The sequence below is a fragment of the Modestobacter marinus genome (assembly GCF_011758655.1).
Lineage (GTDB): Bacteria > Actinomycetota > Actinomycetes > Mycobacteriales > Geodermatophilaceae > Modestobacter > Modestobacter marinus.
On sequence record NZ_JAAMPA010000003.1, the window covers coordinates 491,381 to 506,170 of the forward strand.

Annotated in this window: 12 protein-coding genes and 1 pseudogene; 9 read left to right on the plus strand and 4 right to left on the minus strand. The window is 75.0% G+C overall.

Annotated elements, in window-relative coordinates:
- Positions 1 to 11: 11 nt before the first annotated feature.
- On the plus strand, positions 12 to 200 hold the full coding sequence (locus FB380_RS23325) for a hypothetical protein (protein ID WP_166757703.1): 189 nt from the start codon (positions 12 to 14) through the stop codon (positions 198 to 200).
- 88 nt (positions 201 to 288) lie between these two features.
- On the plus strand, positions 289 to 984 hold the full coding sequence (gene npdG, locus FB380_RS23330; RefSeq protein WP_166757704.1) for an NADPH-dependent F420 reductase: 696 nt from the start codon (positions 289 to 291) through the stop codon (positions 982 to 984).
- A gap of 83 nt (positions 985 to 1,067) precedes the next feature.
- Here npdG and panB read toward each other — a convergent pair whose 3' ends face one another.
- Positions 1,068 to 1,898: a 3-methyl-2-oxobutanoate hydroxymethyltransferase gene (gene panB, locus FB380_RS23335; RefSeq protein WP_166757705.1), complete on the minus strand. Its 831-nt coding sequence runs from the start codon at positions 1,896 to 1,898 to the stop codon at positions 1,068 to 1,070.
- Positions 1,895 to 3,748, minus strand: coding sequence for an NAD+ synthase (locus FB380_RS23340; RefSeq protein WP_229682204.1), 1,854 nt, complete (start codon positions 3,746 to 3,748; stop codon positions 1,895 to 1,897). The genes panB and FB380_RS23340 overlap by 4 nt, the downstream gene beginning before the upstream one ends.
- A 177-nt stretch (positions 3,749 to 3,925) precedes the next feature.
- Between FB380_RS23340 and FB380_RS23345 the strand changes: the two genes are divergently transcribed.
- The 5 genes from FB380_RS23345 (at position 3,926) to FB380_RS23365 (ending at position 11,033) form a co-directional block, all read left to right on the plus strand.
- Positions 3,926 to 5,275, plus strand: coding sequence for a glutamine synthetase family protein (locus tag FB380_RS23345; RefSeq protein ID WP_229682203.1), 1,350 nt, complete (start codon positions 3,926 to 3,928; stop codon positions 5,273 to 5,275).
- Positions 5,276 to 5,339: 64 nt separating this feature from the next.
- Positions 5,340 to 6,071, plus strand: a complete 732-nt coding sequence (locus tag FB380_RS23350) for a type 1 glutamine amidotransferase (RefSeq protein ID WP_166757706.1) — start codon at positions 5,340 to 5,342, stop codon at positions 6,069 to 6,071.
- A gap of 2 nt (positions 6,072 to 6,073) precedes the next feature.
- Positions 6,074 to 9,172: a bifunctional [glutamine synthetase] adenylyltransferase/[glutamine synthetase]-adenylyl-L-tyrosine phosphorylase gene (locus FB380_RS23355; RefSeq protein WP_166757707.1), complete on the plus strand. Its 3,099-nt coding sequence runs from the start codon at positions 6,074 to 6,076 to the stop codon at positions 9,170 to 9,172.
- Positions 9,173 to 9,288: 116 nt separating this feature from the next.
- Positions 9,289 to 9,651 carry a CDGSH iron-sulfur domain-containing protein gene (locus FB380_RS23360; protein WP_229682202.1) on the plus strand — a complete coding sequence of 121 codons (363 nt, stop codon included), beginning with the start codon at positions 9,289 to 9,291 and terminating at the stop codon, positions 9,649 to 9,651.
- A 107-nt stretch (positions 9,652 to 9,758) separates the two neighbouring features.
- A complete protein-coding gene (locus FB380_RS23365; protein ID WP_166757158.1) occupies positions 9,759 to 11,033 on the plus strand; it encodes a hypothetical protein in 1,275 nt (424 codons plus the stop codon).
- A gap of 37 nt (positions 11,034 to 11,070) precedes the next feature.
- Here FB380_RS23365 and FB380_RS23370 read toward each other — a convergent pair whose 3' ends face one another.
- On the minus strand, positions 11,071 to 12,084 hold the full coding sequence (locus FB380_RS23370) for an iron-containing redox enzyme family protein (RefSeq protein ID WP_166757157.1): 1,014 nt from the start codon (positions 12,082 to 12,084) through the stop codon (positions 11,071 to 11,073).
- A gap of 118 nt (positions 12,085 to 12,202) precedes the next feature.
- Complete coding sequence (locus FB380_RS23375) at positions 12,203 to 13,762, minus strand: methyl-accepting chemotaxis protein (RefSeq protein ID WP_166757156.1); 1,560 nt, start codon at positions 13,760 to 13,762, stop codon at positions 12,203 to 12,205.
- 461 nt (positions 13,763 to 14,223) lie between these two features.
- On the opposite strand from FB380_RS23375, the pseudogene FB380_RS23380 reads away from it, so the two are divergent.
- Together FB380_RS23380 and FB380_RS26265 are read left to right on the plus strand one after the other, a co-directional pair.
- Positions 14,224 to 14,622 (plus strand): annotated as a pseudogene (locus FB380_RS23380) (AMIN-like domain-containing (lipo)protein); the annotation flags it as partial.
- 112 nt (positions 14,623 to 14,734) lie between these two features.
- Positions 14,735 to 14,790 (plus strand): hypothetical protein (locus FB380_RS26265; protein WP_424991938.1); only part of this gene is annotated, 56 nt, incomplete at its 3' end.

Consider the following 14,790-nt stretch of genomic DNA (forward strand, 5'->3'; position numbering starts at 1 on the left):
AGGAGCTCACGATGGCGCAGGGACCGTGGTTCTACTGCCTGAAGCACCACGCCGTCGAGACGCGGGACGGCTGTGCCGAGCGGCACCGCCTGGGCCCGTACGAGACCCGGGCCGAGGCCGAGGACGCGCTGGAGAAGGTCGCCGAGCGCAACGAGGCGGCCGACGCCGCCGACCGCGCCTGGGACGAGGGCCGCAACTGAGCCGACCCGCGCGGCCGGCCCCGGCCGCGCGGGGCATGATCGTCGGCAGGGGGCGGCTGCGAGGGCGCCCGGAGGACCAGGAGGACTCGTGACGGACGGACGCGCGATGGAGGACCTCGTCGTCGGCGTGCTCGGTGGCACCGGGCCGCAGGGGCGGGGTCTGGCGGTGCGGTTGGCCGCGGCCGGGCAGCGGGTGCTGCTGGGTTCCCGCGACGCCGAGCGCGCCGAGGAGGTCGCCGGCGAGGTGGCCACCCGGGCCGATGCGGCCGCCGGCGGGGTCGGGGTGTCGGTCCGGGGTGGCTCCAACGCCGACGTCGCGGGGGCCGCGGACCTGGTCATCGTCGCCGTGCCGTACGCCGGGCACGCCGACACCCTCGCCGAGCTGGCGACCCCGCTGGCCGGGAAGGTCGTCGTCGACTGCGTCGTCCCGATGGGCTGGGACGAGCTCGGCGCCTACGTGCTGGACGTGGCCGAGGGCAGCGTGTGCCAGCAGGCCGCCGCCCTGCTGCCGGACAGCTCCGTCGTCGGCGCGTTCCACCACCTCTCGGCCGTGACGCTGGAGGACCTCTCCCAGCCGACGCTCGAGGGCGACGTGATGGTGGTCGGCGACGTCCGGGAGGCCACCGACCTGGTGCAGGCCCTCGCCGGGCGGCTGCCCGGGATGCGCGGGGTCTACGCCGGCCGGCTGCGCAACGCCCGGCAGGTCGAGGCGCTGACGATCAACCTGGTGTCGGTCAACCGCCGGTACAAGGCCCACGCCGGCGTCCGCATCACCGACGTCTGAGCCCGGACCCCGCCCTGCGCGGGGCCCGATGTGCAGCGAGGGCGTGTTCCCGGCCGGGAACACGCCCTCGCTGCACATCACCGCTACTCGAAGCTGTGGTCGGTCGTGGGGAAGGCGCCCTCGCGGACCTCGGTGGCGTACTCCTGGGCGGCGCGGAGCAGCTCGCCGCGCAGGTCGGCGTACTTCTTCACGAACTTCGGCACCCGCCCCGACGTCATCCCGGCCATGTCCGGCCAGACCAGCACCTGGGCGTCGCAGTCGGGCCCGGCGCCGATCCCGATCGTCGGGATGGTGAGCTCCTTGGTGACCTGCCCGGCGATCTCGGCCGGCACCATCTCCATGACGACGGCGAACGCCCCGGCGTCCTGCACGGCGTGCGCGTCGGCGAGCAGCTGCTCGGCCCCCGCGCCCCGGCCCTGCACCCGGTAGCCGCCCAGCGCGTGCTCGCTCTGCGGGGTGAACCCGATGTGCGCCATCACCGGGATGCCGGCCTCGGTGAGCAGCCGGATCTGCGGTGCGACCCGGACACCGCCCTCGAGCTTGACCGCCTGGGCGCCGCCCTCCTTCATCATCCGCACCGCGGTGTCGAAGGCCTGCTGCGGGCCGGACTCGTAGCTGCCGAACGGCAGGTCGGCGACGATGAGCGAGCGCTTGGTGGACCGGGTGACCGCCTTCGTCATCAGCAGCAGGTCCTCGACCGTCACCGGCACCGTCGAGGTGTGCCCGAGGACGACGTTGCCGGCGGAGTCACCGACCAGCAGCACCGGGATGCCGGCCTCCTCGAAGACCGCGGCCGCGTAGGTGTCGTAGGCGGTGAGCATCGCCCACCTCTCGCCGCGCTCCTTGGCCTGCTGGAGGTGGTGCACCCGCACCCGGGCGGTGGACGTGCCGCCGTAGAGGACCGACTCGGTCATGCGCCTGCTCCTTCGCGGACGCTGGGCAGGGTCTCCCGCCAGCGGTTGGTGATCGGCAGCCGGCGGTCCCGGCCGAACGCCTTCAACGAGATCTTGGTGCCGGGCGCGGACTGGCGGCGCTTGAACTCCGCCATGTCCACCAGCCGCAGCACCCGGGCCACCACCTCCGGGTCGTGGCCGCGCTCGAGCAGCTCGGCCAGCCCCAGGTCACGGTCGACGTAGTCGGCGATGACGGCGTCCAGCTCCTCGTAGGAGGGCAGCGAGTCAGTGTCCTGCTGGCCCGGGGCGAGCTCGGCCGACGGCGGCTTGTCGATCGAGTTCTGCGGGATCGGCTCGGTCTCGCCACGGTCCCGGGCGTACGCGTTGCGCCACCGGGCGAGGTCCCAGACGAGGGTCTTGGGCACGTCCTTGATCGGGGCGAACCCACCGGCGGCGTCGCCGTAGAGCGTGGAGTAGCCGACGGCGACCTCGCTCTTGTTGCTGGTGGCCAGCAGCAGGTGGCCGTGCTGGTTGGACAGCCCCATCAGCAGCGTGCCGCGCACCCGCGCCTGCAGGTTCTCCGCGGCCACCCCGGACAGCTCCACCGCCGCCTCGAACGCGGTCACCACCGGGGCGATCGGGACGACGGAGTAGTGCATCCCGAGCCGCTGCGCGGAGTCCGCGGCGTCGGCCAGCGAGTGCTCGCTGGACCACCGCGAGGGCAGCCCGACGCCGACCACCCGGTCGGCGCCGAGCGCGTCGACGGCGAGGGCGGCCACGAGCGCGGAGTCGATGCCCCCGGACATGCCGAGCACCACCGAGGGCATGCCGTTCTTGTCGATGAAGTCGCGCAGCCCCAGCACCAGGGCGCGCCAGACCTCCTCGCAGTCGCTCAGCGGCTCGGCGACCGTCCCCGGCCGGGCCGGCCAGCCGGGCACCGGCTCCTCCGACACCAGGTGCCGGGTGACGGTCATCGGGCCGATCCGCCCGTCCCGTCGCGCCGGCACGGCCGCCGGGTCGACCGCGAGGTCGACGGTGAGCAGGTGCTCGACGAACTGCGGGGCGCGGGCGAGCAGCTCGCCGGCGGCGGAGACGGCGAGCGAGTCGCCGTCGAAGACCAGCTCGTCCTGCCCGCCCACCTGGTTGCAGTAGACGATCGGGGCGCCCGCCTCCGCGGCGCGCCGCTGCACCAGCGGCAGCCGCAGGTCGTCCTTTGCGCGCTCGTAGGGCGAGGCGTTGGGGGAGACGACGAGGTCGACCCCGGCCTGCCCGGCCACCCCGCACGGGCCCCCCTCGACCCAGAGGTCCTCGCAGACGGTGAGCGCCACGTCGACCCCGTGCAGCCGGACGACCGGCAGCTCGGTACCGGGCACGAAGTACCGGGCCTCGTCGAACACCCCGTAGTTGGGCAGGTGGCGCTTGTAGTAGCGCGCGACCACGGCACCGCCGTGCAGCAGGGCCGCAGCGTTGCGCGGTGCCCCGCGGCGGGGGTTGGCGTCGCCGGGGACGTCGTCGGCGTCGGTGGGGAGCTGGTCGACCGGCGCCGGGCCGGCCCCCTCGGTGTGCGCCAGGTAGCCGACGACGACGGCGGTGCCGCCCAGCCCCTGCTCGGCCAGCGTGCCCGCCAGCTCGACCAGGGCCTGCTCGCTCGCCCGGGCGAAGGACTCCCGGAGCACCAGGTCCTCGGCCGGGTACCCGGTCAGCGTCATCTCCGGGAAGACGACGAGGTGGGCGTCGCGTCCGGCGGCCCGCCGGGTCCAGTCCAGGACCAGCTCCGCGTTGCCCGCGAGGTCGCCGACCCGGGTGTCCACCTGGGCGAGGGCCACCCGCAGTTGCCGCACCGACTCCGCCGTCCGCTGCTGATCACTCACACCGCTGAGTGTGGTCGCCGCCCCGCGCACGCGACCAGGTGGGGACGCCGCGGACGACTGTGGGTCACGCCACACCGCCGGTCGCGGGCGGGTGGTCCGGGGCGCCTGTTCCGCCCGGCCCCTCCGAGGGGGCAGGCTGGGGCCCACGTAACACCGCCGTCACGACTGGAGTGGAGCATGGCGAGCATGGACCGCCAGCAGGAGTTCGTCCTGCGCACCCTGGAGGAGCGCGACATCCGCTTCGTGCGGCTGTGGTTCACCGACGTCTCCGGCTACCTCAAGGCCGTCGCGGTGGCCCCGGCCGAGATCGAGGCCGCGTTCGCGGAGGGCATCGGCTTCGACGGCTCGGCGATCGAGGGCTTCGCCCGGGTCTACGAGTCCGACATGCTCGCCAAGCCCGACCCGGCCACCTTCCAGGTCATGCCGGGCTCGCGCGGGCAGGCCAGCGAGACCGCGCGGATGTTCTGCGACATCACGCTGCCCGACGGCTCACCGGCCTGGGCCGACCCGCGGCACGTGCTGCGGCGGGCGCTGAGCAAGGCCGCCGACATGGGCTTCACCTTCTACACCCACCCCGAGATCGAGTTCTTCCTGCTCAAGGACCTGCCCAGCGACGGCACGCCCCCGGAGCCGGCCGACGTCGGCGGCTACTTCGACCTCTCCACGCACAACGTGGCGCACGACTTCCGCCGGGAGGCGGTCTTCGCGCTGGAGGCGATGGGCATCTCGGTGGAGTTCAGCCACCACGAGGTCGCCCCCGGCCAGCAGGAGATCGACCTGCGGTACGCCGACGCGCTGTCCATGGCCGACAACATCATGACGCTGCGCCACGTCGTCCGTGAGGTGGCGCTGGCCCAGGGCGTGCACGCCACGTTCATGCCCAAGCCCTTCACCGAGCTGGCCGGCTCGGCGATGCACACCCACCTGTCGCTGTTCGAGGGCGACCGCAACGCCTTCTCCGACCCGGCCGACCCGATGCGGCTGTCGACGACCGGCAAGCAGTTCATCGCCGGGCTGCTCACCCACGCCCGGGAGATGACCGCGGTCACCAACCAGACGGTCAACTCCTACCGCCGGCTGCTGGCCGGCACCGAGGCGCCCACCGCGGCCACCTGGGGCCGGGCCAACCGGTCGGCGCTGGTGCGGCTGCCCTCCTACAAGCCCAACAAGGGCAACTCCGCCCGGGTCGAGGTCCGCTCGCCGGACTCGGCGTGCAACCCGTACCTGACCTTCGCGGTGCTGCTGGCCGCCGGCCTGCGCGGCATCGAGAAGGGCTACGAGCTGCCGCCGGAGGCCGAGGACGACGTGTGGTCGCTGACCGACACCGAGCGGCGGGCGGCCGGGTACGAGGACCTGCCGGTCTCCCTCGGCGAGGCGCTCACCGCCATGCAGGGCAGCGAGCTGGTCGCCGAGACCCTCGGTGAGCACGTCTTCGACTTCTTCCTGCGCAACAAGTGGGAGGAGTTCAACTCCTACCGGCAGAACGTGACCCCCTTCGAGCTGAAGCGCTACCTCCCCGGCCTGTAGGCGTCCCTCCTGGGACAGAAATGGCCATTTCTGTCCCAGGAGGGCGGGGAACTAGCCTCTCGGCATGGCCCGCCTGCTCGTCGTCGTCCCCTCCGACACCGACCCGCCGACCCGGCTGGGGGAGTGGCTGACCGACGCCGGGCTGGAGCTCGACGAGCGGCGGCTGTCCCGCGGGGAGGCGCTGCCGGCCGACCTGACCGGCGTCGACGGGCTGCTCGTGCTCGGCGGGCCGCAGTCCTCGCTGGACGCCGAGGAGGTCTCCCCGGAGCTGGTCGAGGTCCGGCACCTGCTGGGCCAGGCGGTGGCGGCCGACGTGCCGACCCTGGCCATCTGCCTGGGCGCCCAGCTGCTGGCCCAGGTCGGCGGCGGCAGCACCCGGGTGGGCGCCGACGGCCCGGAGGTGGGGGCGACGCTGGTCGCCAAGCGGGACGCCGCCGACGCCGACCCGCTGTTCGGGCCGCTGCCGCTGTCGCCGGACGTGCTCGAGTGGCACCACGACGAGGTCGACCGGCTGCCGGCCGGCGCGACCCTGCTGGCCAGCAACCCGCGGTACCCGAACCAGGCCTTCCGAGTCGGCGAGCACGTCTACGGCCTGCAGTTCCACATCGAGACCGACCCGGCGCTGGTGCGGCAGTGGGCCGAGGGCGACGCGGTCGGGGTGGCCGGCAGCGGCCTGGACGTCGAGACGATCTGCGCCCGCGCGACCGCCGTGCACCCCGACCTCGCCGAGGTCTGGGCGCCCTTCGCGGCCCGGTTCGCCGACCTGGTGCGCGCTCGCGCCACCCACCGGAGCTGACGGTGGCGGCTCCGCAGCTCGACGACGAGGTGCCCCGCCGGGCCGTCGTCCGGCTGGTGCGCTTCGGGTTCGACGACGGCGCCCGGGTGGCCCGGCTGCTGGCCTCCCCGGCGCTGGGCCTGTGGGACCTGGAGCGCAACGAGCCGGCCGACCCCGAGGCCGCCCCGGTGGTCTCCGCGCTGGCCCGCGCCGGCGACCCGGACCTCGCCGTCCGCTCACTGGCCCGGTTGGTCGAGGCCCTGGACGCCGCCGACCCCGGCGGCGAGCTCGCCGCCGCACTGCTGGCCCGGCTGCGCGGCTCGGCGACGGTGCGGTCCCGGCTGCTGGCCGTGCTGGGGGCCTCGGCGGGCCTGGCCGACCACCTGGCCGCGCACCCCACCGACTGGGTGGTGCTCGACACCGAGGACCGCACCGCCCGCCCCGCCCCGCACGAGCTCGAGCAGCAGCTGCTGTTCGCCGTCGGGGCCGACCCGCACGACCCGCCGTGGGGCGTGCGGCTGGGCACCGCGGCACCCGACGCCGACCCCGCCCGGGTCCGCGACCTCCGGCACGCCTACCTGCGCGCCGTCCTCTCGCTGGCCGGCCGCGACCTGGGCGACGGGCTGCCCGCCGACGAGGTGGCCGCCGAGCTGTCCGACATCGCCGGTGCCGTGCTCACCGCCGGCCTCGCCCTGGCCCTCGCCGAGCAGCCGGCCGACGCCACGCCCTGCCGGCTGGCCGTCATCGCGCTGGGCAAGTGCGGGGGCAGGGAGCTGAACTACGTCAGCGACGTCGACGTGGTCTTCGTCGCCGAGCCCGTCGAGGGGGAGGACGACGCCGCGGCCGCAGCCAGCGCCGCCCGGGTCGCCGGTGCGCTGATGCGGGTCTGCGGGCAGGCCGCCTGGGAGGTGGACGCGGCGCTGCGCCCGGAGGGCAAGGCCGGTGCGCTGGTGCGCACCGTGGCCGGGCACCGCGCGTACTACGACCAGTGGGCCAGCACGTGGGAGTTCCAGGCGCTGCTGAAGATGCGGCCGGTCGCCGGTGACCCCGGGCTGGGCCGGGAGTACGTGGACGAGATCTGGCCGCTGGTCTGGAAGGCCGGTGACCGGCCCGGGTTCGTCGCCGAGATCCAGGCGATGCGCCGCCGGGTGGAGCAGAACATCCCGGCCGCCCAGGCCGAGCGGCAGCTCAAGCTCGGCCGCGGTGGCCTCCGGGACGTCGAGTTCAGCGTCCAGCTGCTGCAGCTGGTGCACGGCAGGGCCGACGTGTCGCTGCGCGCCGGCGGCACGATCCCGGCGCTGACCGTCCTGGGCGCCGGCGGGTACATCGGCCGCGAGGACGCCGCCACGCTCATCGCCTCCTACCGCTTCCTGCGCACCGTGGAGCACCGGCTGCAGCTGCTGCGGCTGCGGCGCACCCACCTGCTGCCGGTGGCCGGTGACCAGCTGCGCTGGCTGGCCCGCTCGCTGGGCTACAAGCCCGACGACCGCGGTGACTCGGTCGCCGTCCTGCAGGCGGAGCTGGCACTGCACAACCGGGTGGTGCGCCGGCTGCACGAGAAGCTCTTCTACCGGCCGCTGCTGTCCTCGGTCGCCCGGGTGCCCGGCGAGCAGCTGCAGCTGGGCCCGAAGGCGGCGGGGGAGTGGCTGCGGGCGCTGGGCTTCGCCGACCCCGACGGCGCGCTGCGGCACCTCACCGCGCTCACCGGTGGGCTGAGCCGGTCGGCGTCGATGCAGCGCTACCTGCTGCCGGTGCTGCTGCAGACCTTCGCGTCCTGCGCCGACCCCGACGCCGGCCTGCTGGCCTACCGCAAGGTCAGCGAGGCGCTGGGCAACGACCAGTGGTTCCTGCGGCTGCTGCGGGACGAGGGCCAGGCCGCCGAGCGGCTGGCCGTGCTGCTCGGGTCGAGCCAGTACGTCGCCGGCCTGCTGACCCGCACGCCGGAGGCGATGCGGATCCTGGCCGACGACGCGCAGCTGGAGCCGCGCAGCGCCGAGGCGCTCACCTCGGCGTGGCGGCAGGCGGTGGCCCGGGCCGACAACCCGAGCGCCGGTGTCCAGGTGCTGCGGTCGCTGCGCCGCCAGGAGCTGCTGCGGATCGCCTGCGCCGACCTGCTCGGCCGGCTCGACGTGTTCCGGGTCGGCCAGGCCCTCTACGACGTCGCGGTGGCCACGCTGCGCGCCGGTCTGGACGCCGCCGTGCGCAGCTGGGCCGCCGAGACCGGGCTGGCGGTGGACGACGTCCCGGTCGACGTGGCGGTCATCGGGATGGGCCGGCTGGGCGGCGCGGAGATGGGCTACGGCTCGGACGCCGACGTCCTGTTCGTGCACCGCGTCCGCCCGGGCGGGGACGAGGGGCGGGCCACCTCGGCCGCCACCGCCATCGCGCACGCGCTGCGCCGGCTGCTGAGCGAACCCGCGCCCGACCCGGCCTTCGAGGTGGACGCCAACCTGCGCCCCGAGGGCCGGCAGGGCGCGATGTCGCGGAGCCTGAGCGCCTTCGCCGAGTACTACGAGCGCTGGGTGTCCACCTGGGAGGTGCAGGCCCTGCTGCGTGCCGAGCCGGTGGCCGGCGACGAGGCGCTGGGCCGGGAGTTCGTCGCCCTCGTCGACCCGCTCCGGTACCCGGCCGAGGGGCTGTCGGCCGAGCAGGTGGCCGAGATCCGCCGGGTCAAGGCCCGGGTGGACAGCGAGCGGCTGCCCCGGGGCGCCGACCCGGCCACGCACACCAAGCTGGGCCGGGGCGGGCTGGCCGACGTGGAGTGGACCGCGCAGCTGCTGCAGCTCCAGCACGCCGCGGCGCACCCGGGGCTGCGGGTCACCGGCACGGTGCCGGCCCTGGCCGCGCTGGCGGAGGCGGGCCTGCTGGAACCCGAGCAGCGGGACGCGCTGCGGGCGGCGTGGGAGCTGGCCAGCCGGGCGCGCAACGCCGTCTTCCTGGTCCGGGGCCGGCCGGGTGACCAGCTGCCCCGGCAGGGGCTGGAGCTGAGCGGGGTGGCCCGGGCCTGCGGGTACGGGCCGGAGACCGACGCCGGGCAGTTCCTGGACGAGTACCGGCGGGTCACCCGGCACGCGCGCACGGTCGTGGAGCACGTCTTCTACGGCCGGACCGACGAGGGCTGAGCACTCCGGCCGCGAGGGCCCGGGCGGGGAGCCGCCCGTCGGCCGGGCCGAGCGGCTGGACGCCCGGCGGGCGGGGCGGTCGGTTGAGCACGACCGGTCCCGGGCACCATCGACCGGTGCCCACCGATGAGAGCCCGGTCCCCGTGTCCGACGACCCCGCCGACGTGACCGACGCCCGGGTGCGCGAGGAGCCCCCGGCCGACGAGCCGACGGCGACCATCACGCCCTATCGGGACGGCCCGCTGATCGTCCGCGGCGACTTCCGGCTGGTCGACACCGACGGCCAGGAGATCGACCCGGGCCGCCGGACGGTCGCGCTGTGCCGGTGCGGGAAGTCGGGGATCAAGCCCTTCTGCGACGGCACCCACAAGCGCGCCGGCTTCCACTCCGGCAGTGCGCCGTCCCGCCCCCGGCCGGCTGCCCGGCTGTTCCAGGAGGCCGGCCGCGAGTCCGACGACGGGCACCGGCCCCCGGCCTGAGCGGACGCCACCCCGGGGTCACGGTGCGTTCGCCGGCGGGCCACCTGCCGGCCGTCCGGGCGCACCAAGGTCATCGGAGACCCTGACCCGAACACCCGAGGTGGCCCGTGCTCCGTCGTCCGCTCCGTCCCGTCACCGCCGTGCTCTCCCTGGGCGCCCTGGCCCTGCTCGCCGCCGCGGGCCCCGCCGCCGCCGCCCCGCCGCGCACCTTCGCGCCGCTGGCCACCTTCGCGGTGACCGGCGAGGTGGCCGAGATCATCTCCGCCACGCCGGACGGGCGGACGGTCGTCTACACCGACTCCGAGCTCGGCCGGGTCGGGCTGGTCGACCTGAGCGACCCCAGCGCACCCCGCCAGCGCGGCGTGGTCGACGTGGGCGGCTCGCCGACCTCGGTGACCATCACGCCCAGCGCGCGGTACGCCCTGGTCGCGGTCGACACCACCACCGACCTGACCCGCCCCTCGGGTCACCTGGCGGTCGTCGACCTGCCGCGGCGCGCCGTCGTGCGCACCATCGACCTGAGCGGGCAGCCCGACTCGATCGACATCGGCCCCAGCGGCGTCTTCGCGGCCATCGCCATCGAGAACCAGCGCGACGAGGACATCGAGGTCGGCGACGTGGAGGGGGGCCTGCCGCAGCTGCCGGCCGGCTTCCTCTCCGTGGTCGACCTCCGTGGCCCGGTCGGCGCGTGGACCGTCGGCCGGGTCGAGCTGACCGGCCTGCCCGGCGCGCTGTTCGCCGCGGACCCGGAGCCGGAGTACGTCGACGTCGACGGCCGGGACATCGCCGCCGTCACCCTCCAGGAGAACAACGCCGTCGCGCTGGTCGACCTGGCCCGCCGCCGGGTGGTGAGCTCCTTCTCCGCCGGCACGGTCACCCGCGCCGACGCCGACACCGCCGACGACGACGTCGTCGCCTTCGACGACCCGCTGGTCGCACCCCGCGAGCCGGACACGGTGCAGTGGACGCTGCGCGGCAACCTGGTCACCGCCGACGAGGGTGACCTGGCCGAGGAGCCCAGCGGCGGCCGCGGCTGGACGGTGTTCGCCCAGGACGGCGCCGTGCTCTACAGCAGCGGCGGCTCCGCCGAGCGGGCGCTCGCCGCTGCCGGCGCGTACCCCGACGGGCGCAGCGACGACAAGGGCGCGGAGTTCGAGGGCGCCGAGGTGGCCCGCATCCGGGGCGTCGACTACACCTTCATCGGCGCCGAGCGCGGTGACGCCGTCCTGGTCTACGACACCGACCGGGACGCGGCCCCGGAGCTGCGCCAGGTGCTGCCCGTCGGAGACGCACCCGAGGGGCTGCTCGCCATCCCCTCGCGTGGCCTGTTCGTGACCAGCAACGAGGACGACGGCACCCTGTCGGTCTTCGGACTGCGCTGAGCGCAGGACCCCCTCGCCGCGGCGAGGGGGTCCTGCCTCAGGCGGCGACCGGCTCGTCCCGGCGGAGGCCCGAGCGGCCGGCCTCCCACGCGCCGAGCAGGTGCTCGGCGGTCAGACCGTCCAGGGCCAGCGAGCACTGGGCGCCGAACAGGACGTCGGCGGCCAGCGACGGGTCCTCGGCGACCAGCGAGCCGCACATGTCGACCGACGCGATCTGCTCGTGCACCGCGTCGGCCTCCACGTGCTCGTCGTAGAAGACGCTGGTCCCCTCGCCGAACCCGAGGCGCCGCAGCCCGGAGGAGTACCGGCGGCTGGGCTCCGAGGAGGTCATCTCCACTGCGGTCAGGTGGCCCAGGCACGCCCCGCGGAACCGGCGGTGCAGCCCGAACAGCGACATGGTGTTGACCGAGGTGAACGCCACCGCGGGCGCGTCGTCCCAGAGCGCGCCGTAGCCGGTGTCCAGGCCGAGGTCGGCCATCATCCCGGCGAACAGCTGGCTGTGCATGCGCTCGGCCGACCCGCCGCCGTACTCGTCGGCCTGGATCTCCACCATCGCCGCCTTGGCCCGACCGCTGATCCGCGGGATGGCCCAGGTGTGCGGGTCGCCCTCCTTGAGGTGGTAGACCGACCGCAGCGTGAGGTACTCCCGCCACTGCTCGCGGGTGCCGTGCTTGGCCAGGTACCTCGACAGCGACGGCCCGTCGTCGGCGGCGATCACCGCGGTGAGCTGCTGGTCGACCGGCTCGTCGGTGACCTCGACCGGGGTGACCAGCTCCCGCAGCGCCGCGAGGTGCCGCTGCTCGAGCAGGGCACGCAGCCGCAGCAGCTCCGGGTCCCACTCCCAGGCGTCGTCCACCCCGTCGAAGCCGCGGTAGTGCAGCTCGTAGCAGATGGCGAGGGTCAGCTGGAGGTCGTCGTCGGTCAGCGGCTCGGTCGCCGACGCCGCCAGCCCCTCGGCGGCGGCGAGCGTGCGGGTGCTCAGGGTCGACCCGGCGAGGAGGTCCGCGCTCAGCGCGGCGCTGACGGGGCCCCGGGGCTTGGGTAGGCGCATGGGGTGGACCGTGCCCAGCCGGACGCCGTCCGGAACCTCCGAGAGCCGATGGGTCGTGTGCCATCTGCTGACGGACCCCGCACCTCCGGGGAGGTGCGGGGTCCGGGGCGCTGCGAGGTCAGACGTGCTCGTCGAAGGCGGAGGCCATCCGGGCCTGCTCCTCCAGCACCTCACCGATCCGGGCCTGGACGGCGTCCAGCTGGCCGATGATCTCCCCGGTGGTGTGGATGCCGTCGGCCACCGCCCGGCTGCTCGCCTGGATCCCGGCGATCTGGTCGGACACCCGCTGCGTGGCGTTGGCGGTCTCCCGGGCGAGGTCCTTGACCTCGCTGGCCACGACCGCGAAGCCCTTGCCCAGCTCGCCGGCGCGGGCCGCCTCGATCGTGGCGTTCAGCGCGAGCAGGTTGGTCTGGTCGGCGATGCCGGAGATGATCCGGATGACCTCGCCGACCGCTGCCGAGGCCTCGTCCAGCGCCTCGACCTCGCTGGTCATCGTGGACGCCTGGCTGACCGCGCTCTCGGCGACCCGGCCGGCGTCACCGGCGGCCTCGCGGAGCCGGGACACCGTGTCCAGCAGCTCGCGGGCGTTCTCGGCCGACTCCTCCGTGCGGCGCAGCACGTCCAGCCGCTGGGAGACCAGCTGCTGGACGTTGCGCAGCGCCGAGCGGCGGGACTCCGACAGCTCGATCGTCCTGGTGACGAAGAAGTCCATCGTGCCGATGACCCGGCCGCCGACCATCAGCGGGAAGCACACCCCGGACCTGACCCCGGCGCGCTGGGCCGCGGGGGCGCGGACGCAGTCGGTCATCTCGCCGATGTCGCGGACGAAGAAGAGGTCCCGGGACCGCCAGGTGCGCCCGGACAGGCCGACCCCCTCGGCGAAGCTCGCGGCCAGGGTGACCTTGCGGAACTCCTCACCGGCCGAACCGGACTCCTGCTGGAAGCGCAGCACCTTCGCGTTCTCGTCGAGTGCCCAGTAGGAGCCGTACGCCCAGCCGAAGGCCTCCCGCACGGTGTCCAGCGCGATCCGCAGGGCGGCCTGCTGGTCGCGGGCCGCGCTCAGCTCGGTGACGACCGTGGTGACCGCGACCCGGTCGTCGAGGGTCTCCTGCAGCTCGGCCCTGCCCAGCGCGGACCGGCGGGCGTGGGTGAGCAGGCGGCTCAGGGAGTCCCACTTGCCCTGGCGGGCACCGAAGAAGGGCAGCTCGCCGTCGTTGTAGTACTCGTAGAGCGCGACGACCCGGCCGCTCTCCACCAACGGCACGATGCACCCGGCGGTGGCGCCGGCGCTGGACGCTGCGGCCCAGCGCAGGCACTTCCGCGGGTCGCTGCCGGCGTCGGTCACCAGCGTCCTCTTGTTCCGGATCGCCTCGCCGCCGTAGCCGTCGGCGGCGGTCATCTGCAGCGCCTGGGCCCCGAACTGCGCGGCGATGGCGGGGGCCAGGGCACCGGACTCGTGGGTCAGCTGGAAGGTGCCGCCGTCGCCGGCCAGCCACACCCCGCCGTAGCCGATGCCGAGCTCCTGGACGAGCGTCTCGAGGATGAGCCGGTGCGCGTGGGCCTCGTCGGTGACGCCCTGCTCCAGCCGGGCGATCACGGCCTCCACCGCCTCGACGTCCCGGGGCATCTGCCCGGTGTCCATCGTGCTCGCGACCGGGGTGCTGGTGCGCCGCCTCATCCGTGTCCTCCATCGCCGGCCGTCGCCGGTCGGCGGGGACGCGACCGGCGTGCTGTGCTGCCCGGCCCCAGCAGCGGTCGGCGCAGTCCACCGAGGACATCGGCACGGCGGTGCGGCAGTTGAGCCGAGCGGGCAACCCGATCGTGCACCCCCGGTCGGCCGGCTCACTGCGGCGGCGGACGACTCGGCCACGGACGTTTGACGGCCCTGACAGTGGCAAGGGTCACAGGGCCAGGAGAACACGCGCGACCGGAACGGGGTCTGCCTCGTGAACACCTTCCTCGCACTCTCGTCCTCGCTGTTGCTGGGGGCCACCGGCCTGGTCGGCGGGTGCCACCGCCGCCCCGCCGGCCGGACCACCCGCCCCGGTGCCACTCGCTGCCTCGCCGGCACCCCAGACCGCCCTCACCCCCGTGGGGACACCCAGCACCGGCCCGGTGCAGGCGGGGGACTTCCCGGCCGTGACCGGGCCGACGGCCCACCTGACCGACGTCCGGACGGCCCGGCACGACGGGTTCGACCGGGTGGTCCTGGAGTTCGCGGGCGACCGGGTCCCCAGCTACCGGGTGTCCTACGTCGAGCCGCCGATCACCGAGGACGGCTCCGGCGCCGAGGTCCCGGTGCCGGGTGCCGCGTTCCTGGAGGTCCGGGCCGCACCGGCCAGCGGCGTGGACCTGTCCGGCGACGAGCCCCGGGAGACCTACACCGGGCCCGACCGGGTCGCCCCGTCCGGGGACGGTGTCGTCACGGAGGTCGTCCGGACCGGCGACTTCGAGGGGCAGCTGGCCTGGACGATCGGGCTGCAGCAGCGCGTGCCCTTCGGCGTGGCGGTGCTCGAGGAGCCGACCCGGCTGGTCGTGGCCGTGCTCCACGAGCCGGCGCAGGGGGGTCGAGCCGATCGGGGCCGGGGACACCGCCGACTCCGTGGGTCGCCGGCGCGGGCGCCCCGGTTGGTAGGTCACCGACGTCCGGCTGGGTGCCCACCCCGGGTTCGACCGGATCGTCTTCGAGGTCGCCGGTGAGGGGGA

Bases quoted from the DNA above. Each gene is read 5' to 3' on its own strand.
- FB380_RS23370 (WP_166757157.1), bottom strand. From the start codon at position 12,084: ATGCGCCTACCCAAGCCCCGGGGCCCCGTCAGCGCCGCGCTGAGCGCG.
- FB380_RS23375 (WP_166757156.1), bottom strand. From the start codon at position 13,762: ATGAGGCGGCGCACCAGCACCCCGGTCGCGAGCACGATGGACACCGGG.
- FB380_RS23350 (WP_166757706.1), top strand. From the start codon at position 5,340: ATGGCCCGCCTGCTCGTCGTCGTCCCCTCCGACACCGACCCGCCGACC.
- FB380_RS23345 (WP_229682203.1), top strand. From the start codon at position 3,926: ATGGCGAGCATGGACCGCCAGCAGGAGTTCGTCCTGCGCACCCTGGAG.
- panB (WP_166757705.1), bottom strand. From the start codon at position 1,898: ATGACCGAGTCGGTCCTCTACGGCGGCACGTCCACCGCCCGGGTGCGG.
- FB380_RS23325 (WP_166757703.1), top strand. From the start codon at position 12: ATGGCGCAGGGACCGTGGTTCTACTGCCTGAAGCACCACGCCGTCGAG.